Below are 24,330 nucleotides of genomic sequence, written 5' to 3'. Positions count from 1 at the left end.
GCTTCCTCTAATTTCAGAATAACGTGGTTTGCATATTTTTGGGAATGAAACCTTGTCGATGCTGCTGACCGACCAATCTTGTTTTTTTGGAATGAAAAATTAACAAATGGCTTGAAAATTGGCTGACCGACAAACTTTTTTTCAATATCTTTGGAATTGATCTTATAATTTTTGGCTTTTGCAAACATTAAATTATGAAAAAGGGTAGCTTTAAAAAATTAGCCCTTTGAAGTGAAAATATTTAGCCGGTCAGTACTGAAAAAACATGAACCTAAACTTAAAAAATAAAAACGCTTTGGTGTGTGGAAGCACGCAAGGTATTGGAAAAGCAACCGCCATAGCACTTGCCAACGAAGGTGCAAATGTTACTTTGGTTGCCAGAAATAGAGATAAATTAAAACAGGTTTTAGCGAAATTACCAAATAGCGAAACCCATGGTTTTATAGTAGCAGACTTCTTGAAACCAAGAGATTTGCAGGAAAAGATCATCAAGTTTATTGATGATAACCATGGATTCCATATTCTTGTAAACAACACCGGAGGCCCAAGAAGTGGCGACATTTTATCGGCAAGCTTGGATGAATTTGATAATGCGTTTACCATGCATTTAAAATGCAACCACATTTTAGCACAGGCTACCATTCCGTATATGAAAGAAGTAGGATTTGGCAGAATTATAAACGTTATTTCAACCTCGGTAAAAGAACCCATTCCGGGGCTTGGGGTAAGCAATACCATTAGAGGTGCGGTTGGTAATTGGAGTAAAACCTTATCGGTTGAACTCGGTGCTTTTGGTATTACCGTAAACAATGTATTGCCCGGTTTTACAGATACCGAACGTTTGGCTGAGATTATTAAAATCAAAGCGAATATTGAAGGCACAACCATTGAAGACATGACCGAAACTATGAAAAACCACTCGCCCGCGAAACGCTTTGCCCAACCCGAGGAAACCGCAAACGTGATTACTTTTTTGGCCAGTGAAGCGGCTAGTTATGTAAACGGAATTAATGTTCCTGTGGATGGTGGTAGAACGAAGAGTTTGTAAAATGCCTCTCCCTAACCCTCTCCAAGGGAGAGGGAACCCTGCTGGAATTAAATCACTTATTTTAGTTTTTATTAGTATTTTTAAGCTTTATTGAAATTTTGTAAAACAAAAATTCAAAACTCCCCGTTTTGAGTTTCTCCCCTTTGGGGAGATTAAGAGGGGCTTATTATGAGCAAATTAATTTCTCCTTTAAATTTTAAAGCTTGGATTGAAGAACACAGGCACCTTTTAAAACCGCCTGTTGGCAATAAAGTGGTTTGGAAGGATGCCGAAATTATTGTGATGGTGGTTGGTGGCCCAAACAGCCGAAAGGACTACCATTACAACGAAACGCCTGAGTTTTTCTATCAGATTGAAGGGGACATGATTTTGAAAATCATGGACGGCAAAACCCCTAAGGATGTGCATATTAAAGAGGGCGATATTTATTTATTGCCCGGAAAAACCCCACATTCGCCACAGCGCATTGCCAATACCGTTGGGTTGGTTATTGAGTATCCGCGTACTAAAAAAATGAAAGACGCCCTGGAGTGGTACTGCGAAAACTGCAACCACTTACTATATAAAAAAGAATTTGAATTGGATGACATTGAAATTGATATGCCCAAAATTTTTGATGAGTTTTACGGTAGTGAAGAAAAGCGCACGTGTAAAAAATGTGCCACCGTTATGGAGCCGCCTAAAAAAGTTTAAAGCTACTTTATTAAATTTTAAGAAATGGGTTCATATTGAAAGTAGCGTGATTGAGAAGTCTAACTTGTATGACCGATGTAATTTCTCCTTTTAATCGAAATGACTGTAATATATTGTCCCCTCGAGCGCAGTCGGGAGGTTTTATAAAAATTAAATAGGTCTCGACTGCGCTAGACCTGACAAAACCCGACTGCGCTCTACCTGATAAGCATGCATTTTATACCCGAAAAACTAGACGATTACGTAGTACAGCATTCTGAAAATGAACCAGAATTATTGCAGCAACTTACCCGTGAAACCTATCAAAAAATACTGCAGCCACGGATGCTTAGCGGGCATTATCAAGGGCGTATATTGAGCCTGGTCTCTAAATTGGTACATCCGAAAAACATATTGGAAATAGGGACTTACACAGGATATTCTGCGCTGTGTTTGGCAGAAGGTTTGCAAAAAGATGGCGAACTGCATACGATTGATATTAATGAAGAGTTGGTGGATTTTCAGCGCAACTACTTTGATAGATCTGAATATGGCCCCCAAATTTTTCAGCATTTGGGAAATGCCTTGGAAATTATTCCGAAGTTAGAAAAAACCTTTGATTTGATTTTTATCGATGCTGATAAAGACAATTACCCTAATTACTTTCATTGTATTATTGACAAATTGAATGCAGGCGGCGTCATTTTATCTGATAATGTACTTTGGAGCGGAAAGGTACTGGAACCTTTAAAAGCAGATGACATGGCTACCAAAGCACTTTTGGAATACAATACCTTGTTGAAAGAAGATAAAAGGGTTGAAACGGTGTTGTTGCCTATAAGGGATGGGTTGACAATTAGTAGGAAGTTGTAAAGCGTCTCAAAATAGAGACTGATTTACTCAAATCCACCAACTATTTCCAAACAATTACCCACTTTATTTGATTTCTTTTGTGGAAGAAGTGGTATTTAAATTCCTGTTTTAAGCATACAATTCTTCAGAAACCATCCTCATAAATCCCCAACCTATTTTTTACACTCCTCAATTCATTTTGCAGATGTTCAATTTTTTCCAATAAATTTAAAACCGTGTCTATGCCCTCAAAGTTAAGGTGCAAATCGGCGTGCATACGTATCATGGATTCTAAACTTTTTATATGGTTTTGATGGATGCAGGGCAATTTTTCAATGGTAGTGACCTCAATCAGTCCATACTCATTCAGACTTTCCAAAAAGGTAGTTTCCACTTTATAGTGTGTGCAAATGGTTTTTATGGGAATATAGCTTTCCGTGTTCATGAGTTTAGATTTTTTAGTTCATTGAACAATTCTTTTTCTTTTGAGGATAGATTGGTGGGCATTTTGACCTCGTAGGTAATGTATAAATCGCCATAATGGCCCTCTTTTTTGTAAATAGGAAAGCCTTTGCCTTTTAGTTTCACTTTCGTTCCGTTTTGTGTTTCGGGCTTTACTTTCAATTTCACTTTCCCGTCAAAGGTATTGACAGTGACGTCGCCTCCCAACAAAGCGGTGTATAGATCGATGGTTTCGGTGCTATATAAATTTGCGCCATCCCGTTTAAATTTGGTATGATTGGCAATGGTAAACTGAATGATCAAATCGCCATTTGGACCTCCATGGGTTCCTTCGCCCCCTTTTCCTTTTATTTTGATGACCTGACCATTTTCCACACCAGCAGGAATGGTAAGCCGTATATTATTGCCATTAACGGTCAAAACGCGTTTATGGGTTTCATAAACGTCCTTTAAATTGAGATGCAGTTCTGCATTAAAATCCTGACCTCTAAAAGCAGCCGTTCTACCACGACCACTGGAAGCGCGACTTCCAAACATGGACTCGAAGAAACTGGAGAAGTCGCCTCCTGAAAAGTCGCCACCTGAATTGCCTTCAAAACCTCCAAAACCGCTCTGTTGCCCGTTTGGTCGCCGTTGGCGTTTTGCCTGCTCAAACTGTTCGGCATGTTTCCAGTCTTTGCCATATTCATCATATTTTTTACGGTTTTCTGGATGGCTCAATACCTCGTTGGCTTCGTTTACAGCCTTGAATTTATGTTCAGATTCTTTGTCGTTAGGGTTGAGATCGGGGTGGTGTTTTCGAGCCAGTTTTCTGTACGCCTTTTTTATTTCGGCTTCGGTGGCGTTCTTCGGAACACCGAGAATTTTGTAATAGTCTATATAATCCATAACTGGAAAAGGGTCTTTTGGTTTGTGTCCTACTCTTTTACTTCCACTAAATTAACCAATTTTTCGTTTAATTTCAATTGTTCTTGTGTTAAGAAAATCCTATTTGTGAAGTTACTCAAATATTAATTCCAAATCATTGTTGTCCGGGACAGAATCAATAACCCTTCGATAGTCCCGATTAGCTATCGGGAAAAGAACATAGACGGGATTGTAACCCATTGATAAACAATTTGATTTTTTTTAGAATTTTTGATAACTCTGTTTTTTTTGTATAAGAACTCATCTTGACTTTTTCTATTTCCTAAAAAAAGTCAGGGCAAACGCCTTTAAAAAATGTTCTTATATGGCTCATGATAAGCTCCTTTATGCAATGGTTTTTTGCTTTGTGCATCTCAGTCCAATAGCTGTAACACAAAGGCATACAAAACATTACACGTCCCGATGGCTATGGGGACCACAAAGATTATTAAGTCCATAAAAACGTTGCCCTGTCCCGTTAGGGACTTCATTTGGGTAGTGGCATGTTAATACGCTGGTTTTCTGTGCCTTTAGGTACAGGATGGGAAAGCGGATTTTAAAACAATGCCATACATGGAATCAGATTGCAAATATCCTTCTTTAAATGCTGCCCTATGTCGTACCTAAAGGCACGAATCCACTCCTCGATATAATTGCCGCTACCCATATTTTTTCCCTAAAAGGACATAGATCACATCTGTCGTACCTAAAGGCACGACTTTAAAACTGGATATTGTTGGGCCTCTTTGTTTCTACAATACCTGATGCTCTTCGGGCAAGAGAATCTGCTACTGAAAAAGATGTATCCACACGATAGGATGGATATCGGGGCCAAAAAAAAAAAAAAAAAACGACTAAAAGGGCCAACTGTTTGGCCTTTGCGAAATTGAATAGTGCGGTAGTCCTTAAAAAAAAAAATTACAATTTGCGTCTCACAGAACCTGTAAAATCGTCTAAATCGTCTTTTACACTATCCAGTTGTTTTTTTACATCGGAAACAATGCTGGTATCGATACCATTTTTGTCGGCCGATTTAGTGATTTCATTTTTAATATCGTTGGTAGCATCTTTTAGAGTGCGCATACCTTTGCCCAAACCACGGGCAATTTCCGGTACCTTATCGGCACCAAAAACCATGACGACAATAAATAGAATGAATGCTATTTCTGCGCCACTAATGAATAAAAATATAACTTGTAGTCTCACAATACAAATATAGTAAGTTGTTTTATACTTTTTAAAATTGTAAAGTTAAAAAAATAAAGAGACTGTGTAAAAATTTTTCACAAACTGTCGTTGCGATGGAGGAACGACTGAAGCAATCCCATGATGTTACTTCAAAGTTTATTATAACTTACAATAAACAGATTGCTTCGTACCTACCATTGACAAGTATTTTAAATATTTGATTTTAAAGTATTTAAATATCAATCAAATTTTAAAAACACCCCTGAAGTCCCCTCTAGGGGACAATCCATATTTTCAAATTTTCAGTTTCAAATTCAATTTAATTGTCAACAATATCGCTTGATAAATTATTTTATATGTTGCCTCGCTATGACGATTTTTAGTGGCTTCAAAATAATTTATCCTTTAACTTTTTTCTTGAATTTATCAAATTCATTTTGTTTGACTTCTTTAGGCCATGAATTGTTGGACGTATCAACATCTGCGGTTTCTAAATCGGGGTCTACCGCAATTCTTACAATTTCCTTGTCCGAAGCAATGGCTTTGCTTATTTCATTATCATTCAATCTCCAAATTTCAGCGGGATAGATTTCTCTTTTAGTGGATCCATCTGCATAGGTATACTCCACAATTATGGGCATTACCAATCCGCCTGGTTTTTCATAAGTTACATTATAAAAGTACTTAGGCTCTTTAATGGACTTGCGTTGTTCTTCTGAAAAATTGTCCATCAAATACTCTTTAAGTGGTTTTGAATTATCCAATAAGGTCCCCTTTTTCAAGCTTTCTTTATAATCCTCGCTACCTTCTTCAACCATATAAACCAATGGCACCAAATCTTTGGCACTTCTTCCTTGTTTTGCCAAATAATCCTTGGTATATTGATTAGGCTCTGAAGATACATAGTATTTTTTAACTTCCTTTATACCAATATCTACCCAATCGGTGGTGTAAAACCAACCTCTCCAAAACCAATCCAAATCGAAAGCAGAAGCGTCTTCCATGGTCCTGAAAAAATCTTCTGGAGTCGGGTGTTTAAACATCCATCGATGCGCATATTCCTTAAACGCATAATCAAACAGCTCGCGCCCCATGACGGTTTCTCTTAATATATTTAAAGCAGTTGCGGGTTTGCCATACGCGTTATCACCAAATTGGTGCACATTAAGGCCTTTGCTCATTATTGGGGAGATAAAATCTTGGTCGCCCCCCATATATTGGACAATATTTTTTGCCGGCCCTCTCCTGGAAGGGTATGTATCATCACCAGGAGACAAAGCACTTGGATACCATTCGGCAAAATCCGTTTCTGCAACATATTGTAAAAACGAATTCAGCCCTTCATCCATCCAAGTCCATTGACGTTCATCGCTATTTACGATCATGGGGAAAAAATTATGCCCAACTTCGTGGATAATAACGCTCATCATACCGTATTTAACACGGTCGCTGTAAGAGCCATCTTCTTGAGGACGCCCATAGTTCCAACAGATCATGGGGTATTCCATCCCTTGATTTTTGGCATGCACTGAAATTGCTTTATGGTAGGGATAATCAAAGGTCATTCTGGAATAGGATTTTAAGGTACTTGCAACTGTAATGGTTGACCACTCTTCCCAAAGCGGATTCCCTTCTTTTGGGTATAACGAAACCGCCATCACATCTTTATTTCCTATTTTAACCGCCATCATGTCCCAAATAAACTTTCTGGATGTTGCGAATGCAAAATCGCGCACATTGTCGGCGTGCAATTTCCATGTTTTTGTTTTGTCTGAAAAACTTTTTTCAGCAGCTTCGGCTTCAGCCTGTGTTACAATTAAAATAGGTTTATCGTATGATTTTTTTGCTTTCTCAAAGCGTTCCATCATGGTTTTGGTAAATACGTCTTTTCTATTGGTCAATTTGCCCGTTCCATCCAAAATATGGTCTGCGGGCACGGTGATATTTACGTCGTAATTTCCAAAAGGAAGTGCAAACTCATCGCGTCCCCAAAATTGGGAATTCTGCCAACCCTCCACATCATTATAGACCGCCATTCTTGGAAAAAACTGTGCAATAACATAGGCTCTATTGCCATCCTTTTCAAAAAATTCGTAACCGGAACGGTCTCTATCTGGAACATGGTCATTGATTTTATACCACCATTTTATAGAGAATGAAAATTTTTCCTTAGGTTTTAAGGTTTTGGGCAACTCTACCCGCATCATGGTACTATTTATCATGTATTGAAGCGGATTACCATTAACATCCTTGACTTCCTGAATATTAAAACCACCATCAAATGGATTGTTCATATAGCCTTTAAAAAACTGCTCCGGTCTTAGCACAGGGCTAACTTTACTGGTTTCTATTAATGGGCTTTTAGAATCTTTCGCTCTTTTGTTTTGATCTAGCTGCACCCACAAATAATCCAATCCGTCTGGTGAGTTGTTGCTATAGGTAATGGTTTCAAAACCTGATAATTTGGTGTTTTTATCATCCAAGACAATATCCATTTTGTAGTCTGCTTGTTGTTGATAATAGGCAGAACCCGGGGCACCTGAAGCAGCCCTATACATGTTGGGAGTGGAAAACTCGTCATACAACTGTTTGAATTTATTGGTATTTGTATGCCCCGGTTTACGAGGTTGCTGTTCTTGGTTTTGGGAAAACAACGTTGTTGATATAAACAATACAGACAGAAAATAATACGTGGATTTGATCATTATGGATTTGATTTCATTTAAAAAATTACAGTATTTTGCAATTTTGATTGTTTTATATTGAACTCATCTTGACTTTTTCTATTTCCTAAAAAACGGCTAAAATTCGTCCATATTTCGTTACCTTTTTTATGCGTAGCGATGCTCTGCCTTTCAAAAAGTGCCTCATCTGAACAAATTTTATCTCGTTTTCGGTTAAAAACAAAAAGTCAAGATGAGTTTATTTACAAAAAACGAAAAAACACAGAGAATAGTAAAAACAATTAACTTTTTTTAGTTGAATTTTAACAAAGCACTGTCTTTTTGAGGGATAAGAATAACGCTTTTTTGTTTGGAGTAAATATTAGTTTTAACAATGTTTTGCTGGCCATCGAACACATCGAACAACACTTTATTACTGATTTCCAGAGATTCGATTTTTTTGATGTTTTCAACCTCTAAATAGCATTTTACAAGATCGGTATCGTACTCCTTTCCAATGTACAATAGCTTCACTTCCTTCCCGTTAACCTTAATTTGTATTTTTTCAGTCAAGTATTTTTCGATGTAAAGATCGGCGGTACTTGATTCGTTTTTACCTGCCAAGATTATGGTCTCGTCATACCGCTCCCGCAATAACTTTTCAAGATCATCAATGAAAATTCTTGAAGTTATTTGAAGCGACTGCTTATCTTGTACATAATCTATTTGGGTTACACTAATATAGTATTTATGCAGTGTGGTAAACGAAAAAAGTGGCACTGCCAAAATCAATAACAGTTGTTTTAAAGGGTTCATCAACAAATTTTTTATAAAGTAATTATTTTACCGAACTGGTTTCAAAAAGCATTCCAAAAGACATGTCAAGCGCGTTAAAAAATTAAGACACGAATTTGCTTCGCCAGTGTCCAGAAGATCAGTCGGTAGGCTTATTCAAATTTTCCAAATACTGATTGTATTTCATTCTTAAAAAAGTCAAGATATTGAAGTCGGTTTGGTTTTTACAACGCTTTATAAAGTTTTCATCATCAGCACAGAAATAGAAGAAATCCATCTTAAGTGCTTCATCTAAAGGGTTTGAAACAAAAAAATCCTTTGACAATCTTCCTTTTATGCTTTGCATCAATTCGTCTTTTTCTTCAAGCTTCACTTGGTTTTTCAATTGTTTTGTGCGCCCGGAAATGGCATTTAAAATGGGATTCAATGGAATTGACCCTGTTAAAGGTGAATACCATTTTAACTTTTGCCCGTTAGATCCTGTTGTTGCTTCGTTCATCCTACGTTCACTTTGTGTCGCTATTTTCCCTGTATAACCCGGAATGCCCACATCGTAAAAATTAATGGGCGGGTCGCCTTCTACATTCTTAACATCTGAAAGTAAATTTCCTGTTAAAACCCTGCCAACCGTTACTTCGTCCAATTCATTGATTTGTTCTTCCAAAGTAACCCTAAGGGTTTTAAAGAGAATCATGCTTTCATCAATAATGACCGATTTCGATTTTTGCTGAATGGAAGAAAACACAATGGTATCATGTAAACTTACCGGAATTTCAAATGCGCCTTTACGGTTGGTTATGGTAAACGTTTGTGCTGTTTTGTTGATAACATGAATATTTTCAACATCTACATTACTTTCAACTTTACCTTTTATTTGTACAGACTGGGAAAAATTTATTTGCACACCTACAAATACCAAAATAACAAAGCAATTAATTTTTAGCATGTTGACTATTTAAAAATAATTCACTTTGTTTTACTAAAAATTCGATTAACAACAATTCATTTTCCTTTTTTAAATAATCAGGATTTAATCCATTAGCTTCAACAAAAGCCCTAAATGCTTCCACGTTTTCCTCTGGAATATTAAATGTTTCAGTAATATACTTATTGGAAAAAATTTCGGTTAATGTTTTCTGTTTTTCCTGGCTTAAAGGTATATTGTTAGATGGTTTTCTCGATTTAGATTTAAACAGCATACTCCCTATCCCAATAAAATTTATGCCATTATAAAGTCCGCCTTTATTAACTAGTGTACTTAAAGCATCTTTAACAACTTGATTATCAAAAGCCCGTTCGTTAAAAAATTCTAAGTTATCCAAGTTACCTAACTCCATCGTGATTTTAGGACGCTCTTTTGCTTTTTCAACATCCAGAGCCAAAAGTCCGGACAACCCCGAGCTTAGCAAAATGGTATCTAACTGATTAATTTGTTCAGATAAATATATTTTCAATAATTTGGATGCTATAATTTCTTTGGTGATAATAATTGAAACCATTTCAAATTGTAAGGCAGATACCTCTACAACATCATTTACAGTTACGGCAATAGTAAACGCTCCTTTTTGGTTGGTAACAGTTCCGGAATTTGACGACGTATTGTAAATCACAACCCCTTCAATATCGGTACCCTCAGCACTAATAACACCGTTTAATAATATGCGCTCAACAGTCTGTCCCAGTGCAGAACTTATTGAAAAAAGCAATAAATTACAAATAAGTAGTTGTTTCAATAGGCTTGTTTTATTTGATAAAGAACGTATAAGATTTCTTAAATAAAATAAAAAACAGATTTAAACTTATGTTAAAGTGTTAATTGCCAATATAAAACCCGTATAGTTACTTGCTTTGGTCTTTATTTAAAAACTGTAAACTTTTATTGTGAAGTAGTTGTAAAAACTCCATTTCCTTCCCATAATTAAGCAAGGAAAAATCGAAATTCTCACTTCCAACATATCTTATGAACTCTTCTACCCTATGCTTTGGAATACCAAAATTATCAGTCAAAAATTCAGAGCCAAAATAGTGTTTTATTGATTCTTCCGGAACTTCTGGAATTCCTGAATCTTTTTTATTTTCAGCTTTAGATCTGAACAAAGGGAGCAATAACTGGTCGACAACATTCACAATATTAAGGCCGTTAATCATTCTTTGCCGTTGCGTATTCATGGTGGTATTGCTTACAGGCGACTTATTATCGGGCTTGAAACCATATTCATCGCTACGTTCAATACCAAAATACAAGGCATCCAATTTTGGGTTGAACGTTTTGGTGGTTTTTATATCCGTTGCCAAATATCCGGACAAACCTGTTTTTGACACAATAATTTCATCCAGTTCATTAATTTCTTCGATCAATAAAATTTTCATGTTTTTAGATTGAATAATTGCCTTATTAACCTGAAAATTTATGTTTTGAAATTGCAATGCACTTACCTCAATAAGATCATTTAAGCCTACGGATATAACAAACTCGCCATTTTCATCTGATATGGCAACAGCGTTTGATGATTTGTTGTAAATAGTTATTCCAGAAATATCACAACTTTCAACAATTATTTTTCCATTGATATCGACCCGTTTTGAATCTTGTGAAATTGCTTGCAAACCTGCCAAAAGCGCAAAAACGAATATAATTTTTTTCATAGTGTTTTTTTATTTTAAAAATAAACCTTAAAAACTGATTTCAGGAACTAACTCTCTATAAATTTTTGTTAAAACGCGCAAATGGCTAACTTTACCCAATAAACCAGGCTTCATGAAAAACTTAATAATTGCCAGTACATCTACACTTCACAAAGATGGTTATTTAGATTATATTTTAGATGAATTAACTGTTTTTTTTAAAGATGCCCCTAGCATTTTATTCATTCCGTATGCACGTCCCAGTGGCATATCGTATGAACAATATACGCAAAAAGTAGCGGAAGCGTTTGCGAAAATCGACAAAACGGTAAAAGGCATCCACGAGTTTGAAAACCCCATTGAAGGCATTAAAAACGCCCAAGCCATTTTTGTTGGTGGCGGCAATACCTTTGTTTTAACCCATCAGCTCTACAAAAACAACCTCATAGGCGTTTTACAGACCGCCATAAAAAACGGCATACCCTATTTGGGCACCAGTGCGGGCAGCAATATTTGTGGCCTTACCATAAAAACAACCAATGATATGCCCATTGTATATCCGCCCAGTTTTAATGCCTTGGCAGCAGTACCTTTTAATATCAATCCGCATTATTTGGACCCAGATACCAACAGCAAACACATGGGCGAAACCAGAGAGACCAGGATACAGGAATTCCACAATTTCAACACACCGCCCGTTGTGGGCTTGCGCGAAGGCAGTTGGCTGCATGTACATGGTAATTCCATTATTTTAAAAGGCCATTTAAATGCCCGTATTTTCGAACATAACAAAACACCTTATGAAGTTGAAACAGGCACCGAACTTAATCATTTAAAATAGAATTAGGGCGTGCCCCTAAAGGGTCGGGCTATACGCTACAAGTCCTCGCACCCCCGATAACTATCGGGGTCGCTGTGGGCTTTCCGCTTCTATCCCTCACGCAACCCACCAGCCAAAACCTGTAACAGCACAAACACCAAACATTTCAGCATAAAAAAAACCCCCATATTTCCATGAAGCTTTTAGAGCGGGAGACCGGGTTCGAACCGGCGACATTCAGCTTGGAAGGCTGACGCTCTACCAACTGAGCTACTCCCGCAATTATTCAAATTTATTTCAAAAAACCTGTTTACAACGCTCTACCATCCCGATAGATTGGGAGAGCTACTCCCCCAATTTCTGCACAAATATATAAAAACAGTGTCTTAAAACGCAAGAAAAAATCACAGCTTTTTTAAAAAATGATACCCTAAAATCTTAAAGTCGTCGTTATAATAAAATTTGTGCGACCCATAGTTGGTTACGTAGGTATTTAACTCTGCTGCTTCACAACCTTTATCTTTTGCATAGCTATAAATCCATTTAAAAAAATCCTTGCCCAAACCTTTTCCTCTGTAATTTTCATCAATATAAACATGGTCCACTTCCATACTTTTGCCTGCATAATGCCTTGTACAAAACCATAGACCACAAATACCGATCAATTTTTCTCTATCATAAACACCGGCACATTCATAATTTTGGGTCACCATTTCTAAAAAACGCTTCTTTAAAACATCCGAAGACACCGCATAATTATTCAGTTTTTCAACCAAAGGAATGATGGTTTGTATCTCTTGGTTCGGTATGATTTTAAATATAAACGGCATGCTTATTTTTTTTATGTGAAGATAAATAATTTCCAATTGTGCCATCCATCAAAAAATAATTTTGTTTAAGAGTCTGTTCAAGAATTTGTGATTAGATTTTTTATGGGTTATTTTTGATGCAGCATGAGGCAAAATTTTTGAACATAGCTTAGTTACGTTTCAAAATTTTAACGAAATAATGCGCAAAAAGAGACATGAAAAAATAATTAACGAGATCTTAAACAGGCTCTAAGTTTGAACAGATGATTTTTAAAACACTTTTTTAAATTTTGAATTACATAATCAAAGAAACATCAGCCCTTGAAACCTACCCCGTAAGACATCCTGTTTTACGCACGGGAAAATCCGTTGAAGCTTGTGCTTTTGATGGTGATGATCTGGAAACCACGTGTCATTTAGGAATTTATATAGACGGCAAGCTTGTTGGCGTGAGTTCCTTTTTAAAGAGCAAACACCCTTTATTACATGAAGAGTTTCAATACCAGCTGCGGGGTATGGCAGTTTTAAACGCATATCAAAGTTTGGGGTTAGGGAAATTGATTTTAAACCACGGCGAAAACCTATTGAAAAAACAGAACGTTCAAATAGTGTGGTGCCATGCCCGCCAAAAAGCAGCAAATTTTTATAAAAAAAATGGTTATGAAATAATCGGATTACCATTTGACATTAAAGACATAGGGCTACATTATATTATGTACAAAACGTTATAAACCATTCAATGTAAGCTACTGCTAAGCACAAAAAAACCCTGAGATTCAGGGTTTTTAAGAGTGACCAACCCAAAAATAATTATATAGATTCAATTATTTTTCATTTAATGCGTGTTCAAGTATTTTATGGGCATCTTTAGCACCGTGCAATTTTGCATACTGAATAGCGGTCATTTTTTTGTTGGATGTGGTTTTTAAATCGGCTCCTTTCGCAATCAAAAGTTCTAAAATTTCTGTGCGGTTGTACTTCGCAGCATACATTAAAGGGGTCATGCCATTGGATTTTTGATTCACATCTTCTCCTAATGAAAGTAATTTTTTAACCGTTTCAATATCACCTTTGGCTATTGAAATACAAAATGGGTTCACTTTAAAAACGGTTTCTACGTTGTAAGTGCCAACGTTTAAATGGGTAGATGCTGCATGTACTGTTACCACAGCGAAACCTAATGCCATGGCGGAAATAATGATTGTTTTTTTCATGATGAATGATTTTTTGATTAATGAAATTGATATACTAAAGAGACGACCAAAACTCAAATCTGTTACACCAAAAACAATTTATAATAGATTTTTAACGTTTAATTCACATTTGTCCAACGGAATGCCTCATTTTTGAATTTCTTTTAAAAATCAACCATACTCGTGGTTTTTCGGCTTGATTTTCCACACTATTATATCAAACTTCAGTATCTTTGGGTATCTTTAAAATTTCAAAAAAAATGAACAAAAAAGTGATACTAATGATACTTGACGGATGGGGAAATGCTCCCGATCCTAAAGTCTCTGCCATCGACAATGCAAACATTCCGTTTATAGATTCTCTTTATAAAAAATATCCTTACGCCACTTTAAGGACAGATGGTTTAAATGTGGGGTTGCCCGAAGGACAAATGGGAAACAGCGAAGTAGGCCACATGAACCTGGGCGCCGGCCGCATTGTGTACCAAGATTTGGTTAAAGTGAATTTGGCGGTAAAAAACAAAACACTGCATACCGAACAAGTATTGGTGGACGCTTTTAACTATGCAAAAACCAACCATAAGGATGTGCACTTTTTAGGATTGTTAAGCGATGGTGGCGTACACTCGCACATTGACCATTTATTTGGCTTGTTGGATGCAGCCAACGATTTTGGTTTAAAAAACACCTACGTGCATGCGTTTACCGACGGGCGTGATGTAGATCCAAAATCCGGTTTGGGATTTCTCACGCAATTAGAATATCATTTAAAAAACACCAACAGCAAATTGGCTACCGTTACCGGCAGATATTTTGCCATGGATAGAGATAAACGTTGGGAACGGATAAAATTGGCTTATGATGCTATGGTAAACAGTGTTGGCGAGCAATCTACCAATGTTACTGCCACTATCCAAAAAAACTATGATAATGATGTTACCGATGAATTTATTAAACCCATTGTTATGGTTGACGATGCCGGTAAACCTGTAACCCATATTAAGGACGGTGATGTCATTATCTTTTTTAACTTTAGAACAGACCGTGGCCGCGAATTGACCGAAGTATTGTCGCAAACCGATTTTAAGGAGCAAAACATGCACAAATTAAACTTATATTACGTAACGCTTACCAATTACGATGACACGTATAAAAACGTAAAAGTTATTTTCAATAAAGATAATTTAACAGATACGTTGGGTGAAATATTGGAAAAGCACAACAAAAAGCAAATCAGAATTGCTGAAACCGAAAAATATCCGCACGTTACGTTCTTTTTCTCTGGAGGAAGGGAAGCCCCTTTTGAAGGCGAAACACGACTTTTAAGAAACTCCCCTAAAGTGGCGACTTACGATTTAAAACCAGAAATGAGCGCTTACGAATTGCGTGATGCCTTAATACCCGAATTAGAAAAAGGCGACGTGGATTTTGTGTGTTTAAACTTTGCCAATGGCGATATGGTTGGGCATACGGGCGTTATGGAAGCAGCCATAAAAGCTTGTGAAGCGGTGGATGCGTGTGTAAAAGATGTGGTAACCGCAGCTTTGGCCAATGGTTATACAACCTTGATTATTGCAGACCATGGTAATTGCGAAACCATGATAAACCCCGATGGGTCGCCCAATACGGCACACACCACCAATCCCGTACCAGTAATTTTAATCGATAACGAATTAAAAACAATCAAAGACGGTATTTTAGGCGACATGGCCCCAACCATTTTAAAATTAATGGGTATTGAACAACCTAAAGCCATGACGCAGCATGCTTTGATTTAAAGATTTAAGAAATAAATTATTGTACTTTTGCGTTTTTTAATACTAGCCCTTAATTTAAATGAAATTTACCGAACACCTAATCATTGCTGTCGATTTTGATGGCACCATAGTTGAAGATGCCTACCCAAAAATAGGCAAGCCCATGATGTTTGCTTTCGAAACTTTAAAAAAAATGCAGGAAAAAGGACATCGCTTGATATTATGGACCTACAGATATGGTACCCGTCTAGACGAAGCCGTAAGTTTTTGTGAAGAAAACGGGGTGTTTTTCTATGCGGTAAATCGTAGCTTTCCCGAAGAAGAATTAAATGAAAACATGAGTAGAAAAATTCATGCGGATTTATTTATTGACGATAGAAATGTAGGCGGTTTTTTTGGCTGGGGAGAAATCTATCAGATGCTTACAAACACCAATCCAACTACCATAGTGCAGAAGAAAGGCTTTTTTGATTTTTTTAAGTAAACTCGTTTAAAAAAAGCATTCCAAAAAACCAACAAAAAGCTATTCTGCCATTTTAAGTATCTTTGCCATTATTTTTTAAGTATGATTGTAATAAAAACAAAAGAAGAAATTGAACTTATGCGCGAAAGCGCATTGATAGTATCAAAAACGCTTGGTATGCTAGCTAAAGAAGCGAAACCTGGAGTTACCACGGACAAATTAGATAAATTGGCAGAAGAATATATAAGAGAACAAGGAGCTCTACCTGGTTTTTTGGGATTGTACAACTGCCCTTCCACCCTTTTATGCAGTGTAAATGAAGCCGTAGTACATGGTTTGCCAACAAACAAACCGTTAGTTGAAGGCGATATTGTATCTATAGATTGCGGTGCTTTAAAAAATGGATTTTATGGCGACCATGCTTATACCTTCGAGATTGGAGAGGTTTTGCCTGAAACAAAAAAACTATTGGAAGTAACAAAAGCATCCTTATATATTGGAATTAAAGAATTGCAAATCAACAATAGGGTTGGCGATGTTGGTTTTGCCATTCAAAATTATTGCGAAAGCCACGGGTACGGTGTCGTTCGGGAATTAGTTGGCCATGGTTTAGGAAAAAAAATGCACGAAGACCCAGAAATGCCCAACTACGGCAAACGAGGTAAAGGCAAAAAGTTTATGGAAGGCATGGTTGTGGCCATTGAGCCTATGATCAATATGGGAACCCATAGAATAAAACAACTTAAGGATGGTTGGACCATTGTTACATTAGATGGCAAACCTAGCGCCCATTTTGAACATGACGTAGCTATCATTGATGGCAAACCAGAGATTTTATCTACGTTCGCTTATATCTATGAAACTTTAGGGATTGAAAGCGATGAGGAAGATGAATTCCGGCAGAAAGTTTTGGTGCTTTAGTTATTTCGCAGAGTTGCGCAGAGAATTTACAGAGACACACAGAAAAAGTGGATGATATTTTAACTGGTAAAATTATCGGAGCAGCCATCGAAGTTCATAAAAATTTGGGGCCTGGTTTATTGGAATCCGCATATCAGGAATGTCTGTTTTATGAATTAAAAACTAAAGGGCTCAAAGTTCTAAAAGAAATACCTCTTCCAATTATTTACAAATATATTATACTAAATCATGGATACAGAATTGATTTGTTAGTAGAAAACGAAGTCGTCATTGAACTCAAAACTGTTGAGAAATTCACCTCAGTGAAACTCTGTGAATTCTCTGTGAAACTCTGTGAAACAATTTGAAAAAATTCTTTAAAATAATTCTAAATACCATCCCCAGACCAATACTGATTAGGTTAAGTTATTTGGTCCGTCCTATTTTAGCTTTCTATTTAAAAGGAAATAATTTTACTGATCCCATTGATGGTAAAAGTTTTAAAAGCTTTTTACCTTACGGATATGGAACACAACGCAACAATATACTTTCACCTTCAACTTTAAGTTTAGAACGTCACCGACTGCTTTGGCTGTATTTAAAAAATGAAACTGATTTTTTTTCTTCGGAATTGAAAATTTTACATTTCGCACCAGAACAAGCGTTTTACAATCGGTTCAAAAAAATGGAAAATCTGGATTATGTGACAACTGATTTAAATTCCCCTTTAGCCGATGTGAAAGCAGATATCTGCAATTTGCCGTTTAAGGATAATGAATTTGATGTGATTTTATGCAACCACGTGTTGGAACATATTCCCGATGGTACCAAAGCGATGCAAGAACTCTATCGCGTCATGAAAATTGGCGGTATGGGCATCTTTCAAATTCCGCAAGATTTAAATCGTGAAACCACATTTGAAGATAATAGTATTACCGGCAAAAAAGAACGCGCCAAGATTTTTGGGCAATACGACCACGTTCGTGTTTATGGTCGTGATTATTTTGACAAGTTAAGACGTATTGGTTTTAAGGTTGATGGAGTGGATTACACGTCAAAACTTTCAGAAGAAGATATTGCAAGGTATTGTTTAGCGAAGGGGGAAATTATTCCTGTGGTTTACAAATAGGTTGGATTATTGCACAGAGATGCACAGAGGTTTTTTCTCGCAAAGCCGCAAAGCCGCAAAGCGTAACGTAACCATCTGAAAACTGAGACTGAGACCGAAAACTGATTAATTATTGCACAGAGACCCTTATCTTCACAGATTGTATAAAAATCAAATGCAAGAAGAATGCGAGGAACTTTATGGAAATCCAATGTATTTTAAAAAAACTTCTTATCCAGTTTTAATTGCAAGTCATACCCAGCCTTTTATAGAATATGATGAAAACGAAGCTTATGACCCAAATAATGGATTACCATTAAGTCGTACAATTGACTCGTTGTTTAACCTTAAATATATATCCTTTAGTGACCAAGGATAAATGTTGTTTTCCAAAAGAATTTCCCCAGACGTTAAGGATTTTTGGAAAGACTACAAACTCGAAAACATTATACTCAATGACCAGCGAAAAGGATATTTAGTGCATCACAGGCATTTAATGGGCGGCATAGAGCCAACGCCTAAATGACATACACACTTAAAATTCGCACCAGGTAACACTAAAAATTACACAAAAGTTTGTCTTTGCAAACGTCAGCAAGTTTACGGAAAGAAAAGATAGCCAAAACCAAAACTCACCCCTTCCTATCAAACCTAAAAACAACCCCATGCTGTTTCACATGAAAAAATTTGCAGTTTGAATAAGGCACAAATTCAAAAGGTTGATGGTAATTAAAGGTATCGTTTTCAACCAAAAACAGCGCTTCAACATCTATATTGCCAACAGGTGAAATCCTTTTAAAAAGATATTCCTTGTCGTTTTCTGTTTTATGCAACTCGAACCATGCTCCGGCCGCAATTCCTGATAACCACTGTGCTTTTTCATGTACCCCTTCAACAGGCTTTGGGTGTAAAGTACCCACAAAATTTGGCGTATGGCTTTTAAGCTTATCTAAAAAATTGCGCACATTCTCACTTTTTTGTGAGCCTTTAAATTTTGAAATATCTCCAGTTTCGCTTACTTCAAAAACATGCGTTTCGGTATTTGTCAACAATACATTGCCAACCGTACTGGGTGTAAACCATTTGGAGTTTTGAAGGTTCTTTTTGATGGTACTATCTGTTACCGAAGCAATCAAGGTATCGGTCGCAAAACGGGCACAATTGGACGCCTCTTTTATAAAGGCGGCATATCTAATAAAATGCTTTTCCTGCATGTAGGTAATATGCTCACGGGCTTTGTTATAATCAATGGCTTTACAAACCGATGCCAGCATGTTTCCATCGCCATGTGTGAGCTTGGGGTGCGTTGCCAAAAACTTTAAAATAGCGTTTAAATTGGTAATTTCATTACCTTTTATGTGTGCCACCATAGGGAAATGCAATTCGTTATCGGTATCGCTTCCGCGTACACGCCCTGTGGGTTCGGGCGTGATGTAGCGGCCAAAATCGTGATATTCTAATATTCCCGTTTCTTTATTTATAAGCACTAAAGCAGCATGACCTGCCCGTACGTAATTTTTTTTGCCAACACCTAAATATCTTAAAAAAGGCGAAAACCATTCTTTGGAAACCATTACAATAGTTTCTGGATAGGCTAAGGTTAAAATAATGCCTGTGTTAGTCATTTACGGTTTCATGTGATTATATTATTTGTTTTTTAACGGTCACATGCTGTTCGCTATTAGTCATTTCATTGGGTGATAAACTTTTTAGCATGCTCGTTTCATGTGATTATATGTATTTTTTTATCGGTCATCCCGATAGCTATCGGGACTTCCATATAATCATCTCCTAAGTTTCAAAAATCAGTTATGGATGTTTCAGGAATATGGAACGATTTACTGGAGATGGTTTTATTTTGAAGGTTTTCATAATACATTTCAAACGACTCGCCGAATTTTTCAATTTGCGTGATACTCGTGGTTTTTACAAATCCGCGATTCATGATAACACCGTAATCCTGATTGCCAATGCCTGCAGTTTTATGGAACCTCAACAATGCCTGTGCATTTAAACTGTTCTCCAATTTAAAATCTTCAAACCACTGCCAACGTTGCTGCTTCATTTCAGGATTATAAAGTGTAGAAGATGACCAGATTTTAGGTTCTAAGGGCAATGCTTTAAAGTGTTTTTCTGCGCCGTTCCAAACCAATTCATAAAACCTCAGTGTCTTATTCCAATCGGCTATTACCATGGTAAAAGGTTCGATGCCTTCTAAATCATAATCTTCAGCAGTGGCTAAAATATTTTCAGACACCATAAAATCCAATGCCACCACACCACGGCTCAATCTGTAAGATGGTTGCTGGTCATGGCGGACAAATCCACCATTCAACACACAAACCATTCTGTTTTTTTCGCTTACACCAATCCAAGTCCCACCAGATAACACATCCATAGGGAACAAAAGTGTGGTTTCCTTGTTTGTATAAAAATCGGGCGCAACTGATAGTCTGTTTGGTGCTTCATCCCTGTTGGAAGTCAGCACAAAATCATTGTTGCCTTTAGGGAAAATCGTTACTGTACACATAAAACTGTAGTCTGAAAACAGATGGGCAACTTACAAAAAATAAATAAACTTTAACGTGCTTTTAAGAGCTAATCAACCCCATAAATCGTTTAAAAATTATTAAATTTGTAGCCTATTTGCTGATAATTCAATAACAAAAATAAACAAATTATGGGAAAAGGTTTTTTTAATGTACCAATTGCTGTTAACGAACCTGTTAAAAGTTACGCACCGGGAACCCCTGAACGCGATGCTGTACTACAGGCTTACAAAGAAATGTATAATAGCACCGTAGAGGTACCATTATATATAAACGGAAAGGACGTAAAAACTGGAAATACCAAAAAAATGTCGCCTCCACACGACCATAAACACGTGGTTGGAACCTATCATTTAGCTGAAAAAAGACATGTTGACGCCGCTATTGCAACGGCTTTGGAAGCCAGAAAAACATGGTCCCAAATGCCTTGGGAGCAACGTACAGGCATCTTTTTAAAAGCTGCTGAATTGATTGCGGGCCCTTACCGTGCCAAAATAAATGCTGCCACCATGATGGCGCAATCCAAAAACATATACCAAGCAGAGATTGATGCTGCGTGCGAATTGATTGACTTTTTACGTTTTAACGTGCAGTTTATGTCCGATATTTATATGGAACAACCAGAAAGCACAAGTGATGCTTGGAACCGTATAGAATACCGTCCGTTGGAAGGGTTTACCTATGCCGTTACACCCTTTAACTTTACTGCCATTGCTGGAAACCTACCTTCGTGTATGGCATTAATGGGCAATGTTGTGGTTTGGAAACCAAGCGATAGCCAAATATATTCCGCTAAAGTAATTATGGATGTTTTTGAGGAAGCTGGCGTACCACCGGGAGTTATTAATGTGGTGTTTGGCGACCCCGTTATGATTACTGAAACGGTTTTGGCCAGTCCTGATTTTTCTGGATTGCACTTTACAGGTTCTACTTTTGTTTTTAAAGAACTTTGGAAGCAAATAGGAAACAACATCCACAACTATAAAACATACCCACGCATTGTGGGCGAAACTGGTGGAAAGGATTTTATCATCGCCCATAGATCAGCCAATGCAAAGCAAGTCGCCACTGCTATTGTTCGTGGTGCGTTTGAATTTCAAGGTCAAAAATGTAGTGCCGCATCAAGGGCTTACATTCCTAAAAGTTTATGGAGCGATGTGAAAAAATTCGTTATTGAAGATGTAAAATCCTTTAAAATGGGTTCCCCAGAGGATATGGGCAATTTTATTACGGCCGTTATACATGAAGGGTCTTTTGATAAATTGGCAAAATATATTGACCAAGCGAAAACGGACAAAGATGCCGAAATTATTGTTGGCGGCGGACATGATAAAAGCAAAGGTTATTTTATTGAGCCTACCGTCATAGTCACTACCAATCCGAAATACACAACGATGTGTACGGAATTGTTTGGACCTGTAATGACTATTTATGTGTATGAAGATGGCGCTTACGCGGAAACTTTAAAACTGGTTGACGAAACCAGTGAATATGCCTTAACCGGAGCCGTTTTAGCAACCGATAGATATGCTGTAACACAAGCCACGGAAGCCTTGCAAAATAGTGCGGGTAATTTTTATATTAACGATAAACCAACGGGTGCCGTTGTGGGGCAACAACCATTTGGTGGCGCCAGAGCATCTGGAACCAACGACAAAGCGGGTAGCGCACAAAACCTATTGCGTTGGGTGTCGCCAAGAATGATAAAAGAAACCTTTGTAACGCCAACGGATTATAGATACCCGTTTTTGGGAGAATAAATAAATTCCTGTGAAGGCAGGCATCTCAACACAAAATTCTCAAACGTATTTTATTAAATCCGTCAAATTTGGCGGATTTTGCTTTTATAAATTGAATTCAGCATTTAAAAATCCACTCCTAAAATAGTAATGCACAGAATTCCATAATGTTTGAAAAAAGTGCCTCATCTGAACATCCCGAACCTAGTAATAGGAAGTATCAAAACACTGATAATTATATGATTATCAGTGTTTTTTGTTTTTATTGGTTTCAATTGGGTGCACGACAAATTGCATCTAAGCGGCATTTCTAGCAATATCGGTAATTTTATCCCATAATCCACTTTCGGATGCTGATTTGAGTTGTATTGTTTGCTGCAATCCTTCTTTGGTCCAATGCTGTCCTGACAGTTTGAATCTTTGTTGATAGACCCTATGGGCGGATTCTATTGCTCCAGAACCAATCAGCAATCCCTTTTCCCTGAAAACCTTGTACTGCATCAGGGCATTCGCTTTTAAACTTTGAGTATTAATTCTCTGTAAGTGTTATTGGCAAAGGCTTTTAATCGCTTTCTGTTTTTGGACTTGGTAAAGGTTTTTTCTTGTTCAAGCATTATCATAGCCAATTTTGCAATTAAATTGGCATTTTCTATAGCCGTTTGATTTCGCTTAGCCTGATTGTCTTCTTTGAAAATGACATCTAAATTCCAGTGTAAATTATTTTCAATGGACCAATGAGAACTTATGGATTCATTTAAAAGCTTAGCATTAGCGGGTAATGAGCTGATGTAATATCTCGTTCCCAGGATTTCTTTTGCTGTTTTTTTGAAGTACGTTTTTGATTCAATTCTGACTATGGTTTTTAAATCCTTCCATTTATGGGCATTTTCTATAAATTCTAAATCGCTTACAACACTGCACTTACGAACTTCAACTCGCCCATGTCCACAATCTTCTGTGATGTCTATATCTGTTGTTTTTTTAACCGAAAAAGAATCTTCAATGTTTTCTAAAAGTGTCTTTTGGTTATTTTTTACCTGCAAAACATACTCAGCTTCCTGTTTTCTGATCTTAGTTGCAATTTCCGTCTGGCAACCCATGGCGTCAATGGTAACAATACTGTTTTTAACGCAGACCAACTCCAATAGTCGTGGTATTGCAACTATTTCATTTTCTTTTCCATCTACTGATTTCTGTCCTAAACTCATTCTGTTATTGGCGCAAAAAGCAGTAAGGATATGCATGGGATAGCCCTCTTGGTTAAGAAATCCCTTCACCGTTTTTCCGTCAATTGCTATGACCTTGGTATCTTGTTCTGCTAAGGATTCCGTAAACTGGATCAAACATTTTGAGAACTCTTTTGGGTTGAGCCTACCGTACAGTTTGCCTAAAGTATCGTGGGAAGGAACACCGTTTTTGTATGGATAATAGGACCTTAGCCAGTCCAGTTTTTCTTGGCCAAAGCCCTCTATAAGTTCATAAGTTTGAAAACCGCTCACTACAGCGGCTATGGTAAGGAATATCAGCTCTTCCAAACTGTATCTTATATTTCCTCTATTGGTTCTTCTTGGATCTTTCAAAGTGGTGAAGCAGTCTTTGAAAAGTAAATTTTCTAATTCCGGGCCCTGTCTGGTCATTTTTTTTTAATGGCAGACCGCCTACCATCTATATTTCAAAGATAAATCTTTTCAACCGAAGTTCAAAAGGGTGTACGACAAATTTCCCTTTTTCGGAATTCATCCGATAACAAATATGGTTTCCACTAACGCCCCTGAATATGG

At 37.1% G+C, this 24,330-nt stretch carries 26 protein-coding genes and 1 tRNA gene; 12 read left to right on the top strand and 15 right to left on the bottom strand.

Going from position 1 to position 24,330, the window contains the following annotated elements; genetic code table 11:
• Positions 1–265 precede the first annotated feature (265 nt).
• From ACU1LP_RS11345 to ACU1LP_RS11335, 3 genes are all read left to right on the top strand, one after another.
• Complete coding sequence (locus ACU1LP_RS11345) at positions 266–1,048, top strand: SDR family oxidoreductase (RefSeq protein WP_445736317.1); 783 nt, start codon at positions 266–268, stop codon at positions 1,046–1,048.
• A gap of 168 nt (positions 1,049–1,216) precedes the next feature.
• Positions 1,217–1,741 (top strand): 3-hydroxyanthranilate 3,4-dioxygenase, encoded by a 525-nt coding sequence (locus tag ACU1LP_RS11340; protein ID WP_445736316.1) that lies wholly within the window; start codon positions 1,217–1,219, stop codon positions 1,739–1,741.
• Positions 1,742–1,951: 210 nt separating this feature from the next.
• On the top strand, positions 1,952–2,593 hold the full coding sequence (locus ACU1LP_RS11335; protein WP_445736315.1) for an O-methyltransferase: 642 nt from the start codon (positions 1,952–1,954) through the stop codon (positions 2,591–2,593).
• A gap of 124 nt (positions 2,594–2,717) precedes the next feature.
• Here the strand turns inward: ACU1LP_RS11335 and ACU1LP_RS11330 are convergent, their stop codons facing one another.
• The 8 genes from ACU1LP_RS11330 to ACU1LP_RS11295 all read right to left on the bottom strand — a co-directional run bounded on the left by ACU1LP_RS11330 (position 2,718) and on the right by ACU1LP_RS11295 (position 11,232).
• Complete coding sequence (locus ACU1LP_RS11330; protein WP_445736314.1) at positions 2,718–3,017, bottom strand: chaperone modulator CbpM; 300 nt, start codon at positions 3,015–3,017, stop codon at positions 2,718–2,720.
• On the bottom strand, positions 3,014–3,922 hold the full coding sequence (locus ACU1LP_RS11325) for a DnaJ C-terminal domain-containing protein (protein ID WP_445736313.1): 909 nt from the start codon (positions 3,920–3,922) through the stop codon (positions 3,014–3,016). Before ACU1LP_RS11325 ends, ACU1LP_RS11330 begins: the two co-directional genes overlap by 4 nt.
• 936 nt (positions 3,923–4,858) lie before the next feature.
• Positions 4,859–5,146, bottom strand: a complete 288-nt coding sequence (locus ACU1LP_RS11320) for a Sec-independent protein translocase subunit TatA/TatB (protein ID WP_445736312.1) — start codon at positions 5,144–5,146, stop codon at positions 4,859–4,861.
• A gap of 380 nt (positions 5,147–5,526) precedes the next feature.
• Positions 5,527–7,833 carry a M1 family metallopeptidase gene (locus ACU1LP_RS11315; protein WP_445734169.1) on the bottom strand — a complete coding sequence of 769 codons (2,307 nt, stop codon included), beginning with the start codon at positions 7,831–7,833 and terminating at the stop codon, positions 5,527–5,529.
• A gap of 270 nt (positions 7,834–8,103) precedes the next feature.
• Positions 8,104–8,607 carry a DUF6702 family protein gene (locus ACU1LP_RS11310; RefSeq protein WP_445734170.1) on the bottom strand — a complete coding sequence of 168 codons (504 nt, stop codon included), beginning with the start codon at positions 8,605–8,607 and terminating at the stop codon, positions 8,104–8,106.
• 118 nt (positions 8,608–8,725) lie between these two features.
• On the bottom strand, positions 8,726–9,532 hold the full coding sequence (locus tag ACU1LP_RS11305; protein ID WP_445734171.1) for a hypothetical protein: 807 nt from the start codon (positions 9,530–9,532) through the stop codon (positions 8,726–8,728).
• Positions 9,519–10,319 carry a hypothetical protein gene (locus ACU1LP_RS11300; RefSeq protein ID WP_445734172.1) on the bottom strand — a complete coding sequence of 267 codons (801 nt, stop codon included), beginning with the start codon at positions 10,317–10,319 and terminating at the stop codon, positions 9,519–9,521. Before ACU1LP_RS11300 ends, ACU1LP_RS11305 begins: the two co-directional genes overlap by 14 nt.
• 106 nt (positions 10,320–10,425) lie before the next feature.
• On the bottom strand, positions 10,426–11,232 hold the full coding sequence (locus ACU1LP_RS11295) for a carboxypeptidase-like regulatory domain-containing protein (RefSeq protein WP_445734173.1): 807 nt from the start codon (positions 11,230–11,232) through the stop codon (positions 10,426–10,428).
• Positions 11,233–11,344: 112 nt separating this feature from the next.
• Between ACU1LP_RS11295 and pepE the strand changes: the two genes are divergently transcribed.
• The gene (pepE, locus tag ACU1LP_RS11290; RefSeq protein ID WP_445734174.1) at positions 11,345–12,052 is read left to right on the top strand and encodes a dipeptidase PepE; all 708 of its coding nucleotides are present in this window, start codon (positions 11,345–11,347) and stop codon (positions 12,050–12,052) included.
• A gap of 186 nt (positions 12,053–12,238) precedes the next feature.
• Here the strand turns inward: pepE and ACU1LP_RS11285 are convergent.
• Together ACU1LP_RS11285 and ACU1LP_RS11280 are read right to left on the bottom strand one after the other, a co-directional pair.
• Positions 12,239–12,311 (bottom strand) — tRNA-Gly (locus ACU1LP_RS11285).
• 124 nt (positions 12,312–12,435) lie between these two features.
• Positions 12,436–12,861 carry a GNAT family N-acetyltransferase gene (locus ACU1LP_RS11280; RefSeq protein ID WP_445734175.1) on the bottom strand — a complete coding sequence of 142 codons (426 nt, stop codon included), beginning with the start codon at positions 12,859–12,861 and terminating at the stop codon, positions 12,436–12,438.
• 269 nt (positions 12,862–13,130) lie between these two features.
• Between ACU1LP_RS11280 and ACU1LP_RS11275 the strand changes: the two genes are divergently transcribed.
• The gene (locus tag ACU1LP_RS11275; protein ID WP_445734176.1) at positions 13,131–13,571 is read left to right on the top strand and encodes a GNAT family N-acetyltransferase; all 441 of its coding nucleotides are present in this window, start codon (positions 13,131–13,133) and stop codon (positions 13,569–13,571) included.
• Positions 13,572–13,664: 93 nt separating this feature from the next.
• Here ACU1LP_RS11275 and ACU1LP_RS11270 read toward each other — a convergent pair whose 3' ends face one another.
• A complete protein-coding gene (locus ACU1LP_RS11270) occupies positions 13,665–14,054 on the bottom strand; it encodes an ankyrin repeat domain-containing protein (protein WP_445734177.1) in 390 nt (129 codons plus the stop codon).
• 239 nt (positions 14,055–14,293) lie between these two features.
• Between ACU1LP_RS11270 and gpmI the strand changes: the two genes are divergently transcribed.
• The 6 genes from gpmI (at position 14,294) to ACU1LP_RS11240 (ending at position 18,640) form a co-directional block, all read left to right on the top strand.
• Positions 14,294–15,811: a 2,3-bisphosphoglycerate-independent phosphoglycerate mutase gene (gene gpmI / locus ACU1LP_RS11265; protein WP_445736311.1), complete on the top strand. Its 1,518-nt coding sequence runs from the start codon at positions 14,294–14,296 to the stop codon at positions 15,809–15,811.
• 58 nt (positions 15,812–15,869) lie between these two features.
• Complete coding sequence (locus ACU1LP_RS11260; RefSeq protein ID WP_445736310.1) at positions 15,870–16,274, top strand: BT0820 family HAD-type phosphatase; 405 nt, start codon at positions 15,870–15,872, stop codon at positions 16,272–16,274.
• Positions 16,275–16,355: 81 nt separating this feature from the next.
• Complete coding sequence (gene map, locus ACU1LP_RS11255; protein WP_445736309.1) at positions 16,356–17,174, top strand: type I methionyl aminopeptidase; 819 nt, start codon at positions 16,356–16,358, stop codon at positions 17,172–17,174.
• A gap of 47 nt (positions 17,175–17,221) precedes the next feature.
• On the top strand, positions 17,222–17,521 hold the full coding sequence (locus tag ACU1LP_RS11250; RefSeq protein WP_445736308.1) for a GxxExxY protein: 300 nt from the start codon (positions 17,222–17,224) through the stop codon (positions 17,519–17,521).
• Complete coding sequence (locus ACU1LP_RS11245; protein WP_445736307.1) at positions 17,518–18,282, top strand: class I SAM-dependent methyltransferase; 765 nt, start codon at positions 17,518–17,520, stop codon at positions 18,280–18,282. The genes ACU1LP_RS11250 and ACU1LP_RS11245 overlap by 4 nt, the downstream gene beginning before the upstream one ends.
• A 154-nt stretch (positions 18,283–18,436) precedes the next feature.
• On the top strand, positions 18,437–18,640 hold the full coding sequence (locus tag ACU1LP_RS11240; RefSeq protein ID WP_445736306.1) for an HNH endonuclease: 204 nt from the start codon (positions 18,437–18,439) through the stop codon (positions 18,638–18,640).
• 253 nt (positions 18,641–18,893) lie between these two features.
• On the opposite strand, the gene ACU1LP_RS11235 is transcribed toward ACU1LP_RS11240, so the two are convergent.
• The gene (locus ACU1LP_RS11235) at positions 18,894–19,886 is read right to left on the bottom strand and encodes a DUF6695 family protein (protein ID WP_445736305.1); all 993 of its coding nucleotides are present in this window, start codon (positions 19,884–19,886) and stop codon (positions 18,894–18,896) included.
• 173 nt (positions 19,887–20,059) lie between these two features.
• Entirely contained in the window at positions 20,060–20,791 is a 732-nt protein-coding gene (locus tag ACU1LP_RS11230) for an NRDE family protein (RefSeq protein WP_445734840.1), read from the bottom strand.
• Between the two features lie 150 nt (positions 20,792–20,941).
• Here ACU1LP_RS11230 and pruA point away from each other — a divergent pair, with 150 nt between their 5' ends.
• The gene (gene pruA / locus ACU1LP_RS11225) at positions 20,942–22,570 is read left to right on the top strand and encodes an L-glutamate gamma-semialdehyde dehydrogenase (protein ID WP_445736304.1); all 1,629 of its coding nucleotides are present in this window, start codon (positions 20,942–20,944) and stop codon (positions 22,568–22,570) included.
• A 276-nt stretch (positions 22,571–22,846) separates the two neighbouring features.
• On the opposite strand, the gene ACU1LP_RS11220 is transcribed toward pruA, so the two are convergent.
• Together ACU1LP_RS11220 and ACU1LP_RS11215 are read right to left on the bottom strand one after the other, a co-directional pair.
• Positions 22,847–23,050, bottom strand: coding sequence for a hypothetical protein (locus tag ACU1LP_RS11220; RefSeq protein ID WP_445734870.1), 204 nt, complete (start codon positions 23,048–23,050; stop codon positions 22,847–22,849).
• A gap of 14 nt (positions 23,051–23,064) precedes the next feature.
• Positions 23,065–24,186 carry an ISAs1 family transposase gene (locus ACU1LP_RS11215; protein WP_445736303.1) on the bottom strand — a complete coding sequence of 374 codons (1,122 nt, stop codon included), beginning with the start codon at positions 24,184–24,186 and terminating at the stop codon, positions 23,065–23,067.
• Positions 24,187–24,330 lie beyond the last annotated feature (144 nt).

The organism is Mariniflexile sp. (assembly GCF_052728615.1).
This window is presented reverse-complemented; position numbering and strand designations above follow the sequence as displayed.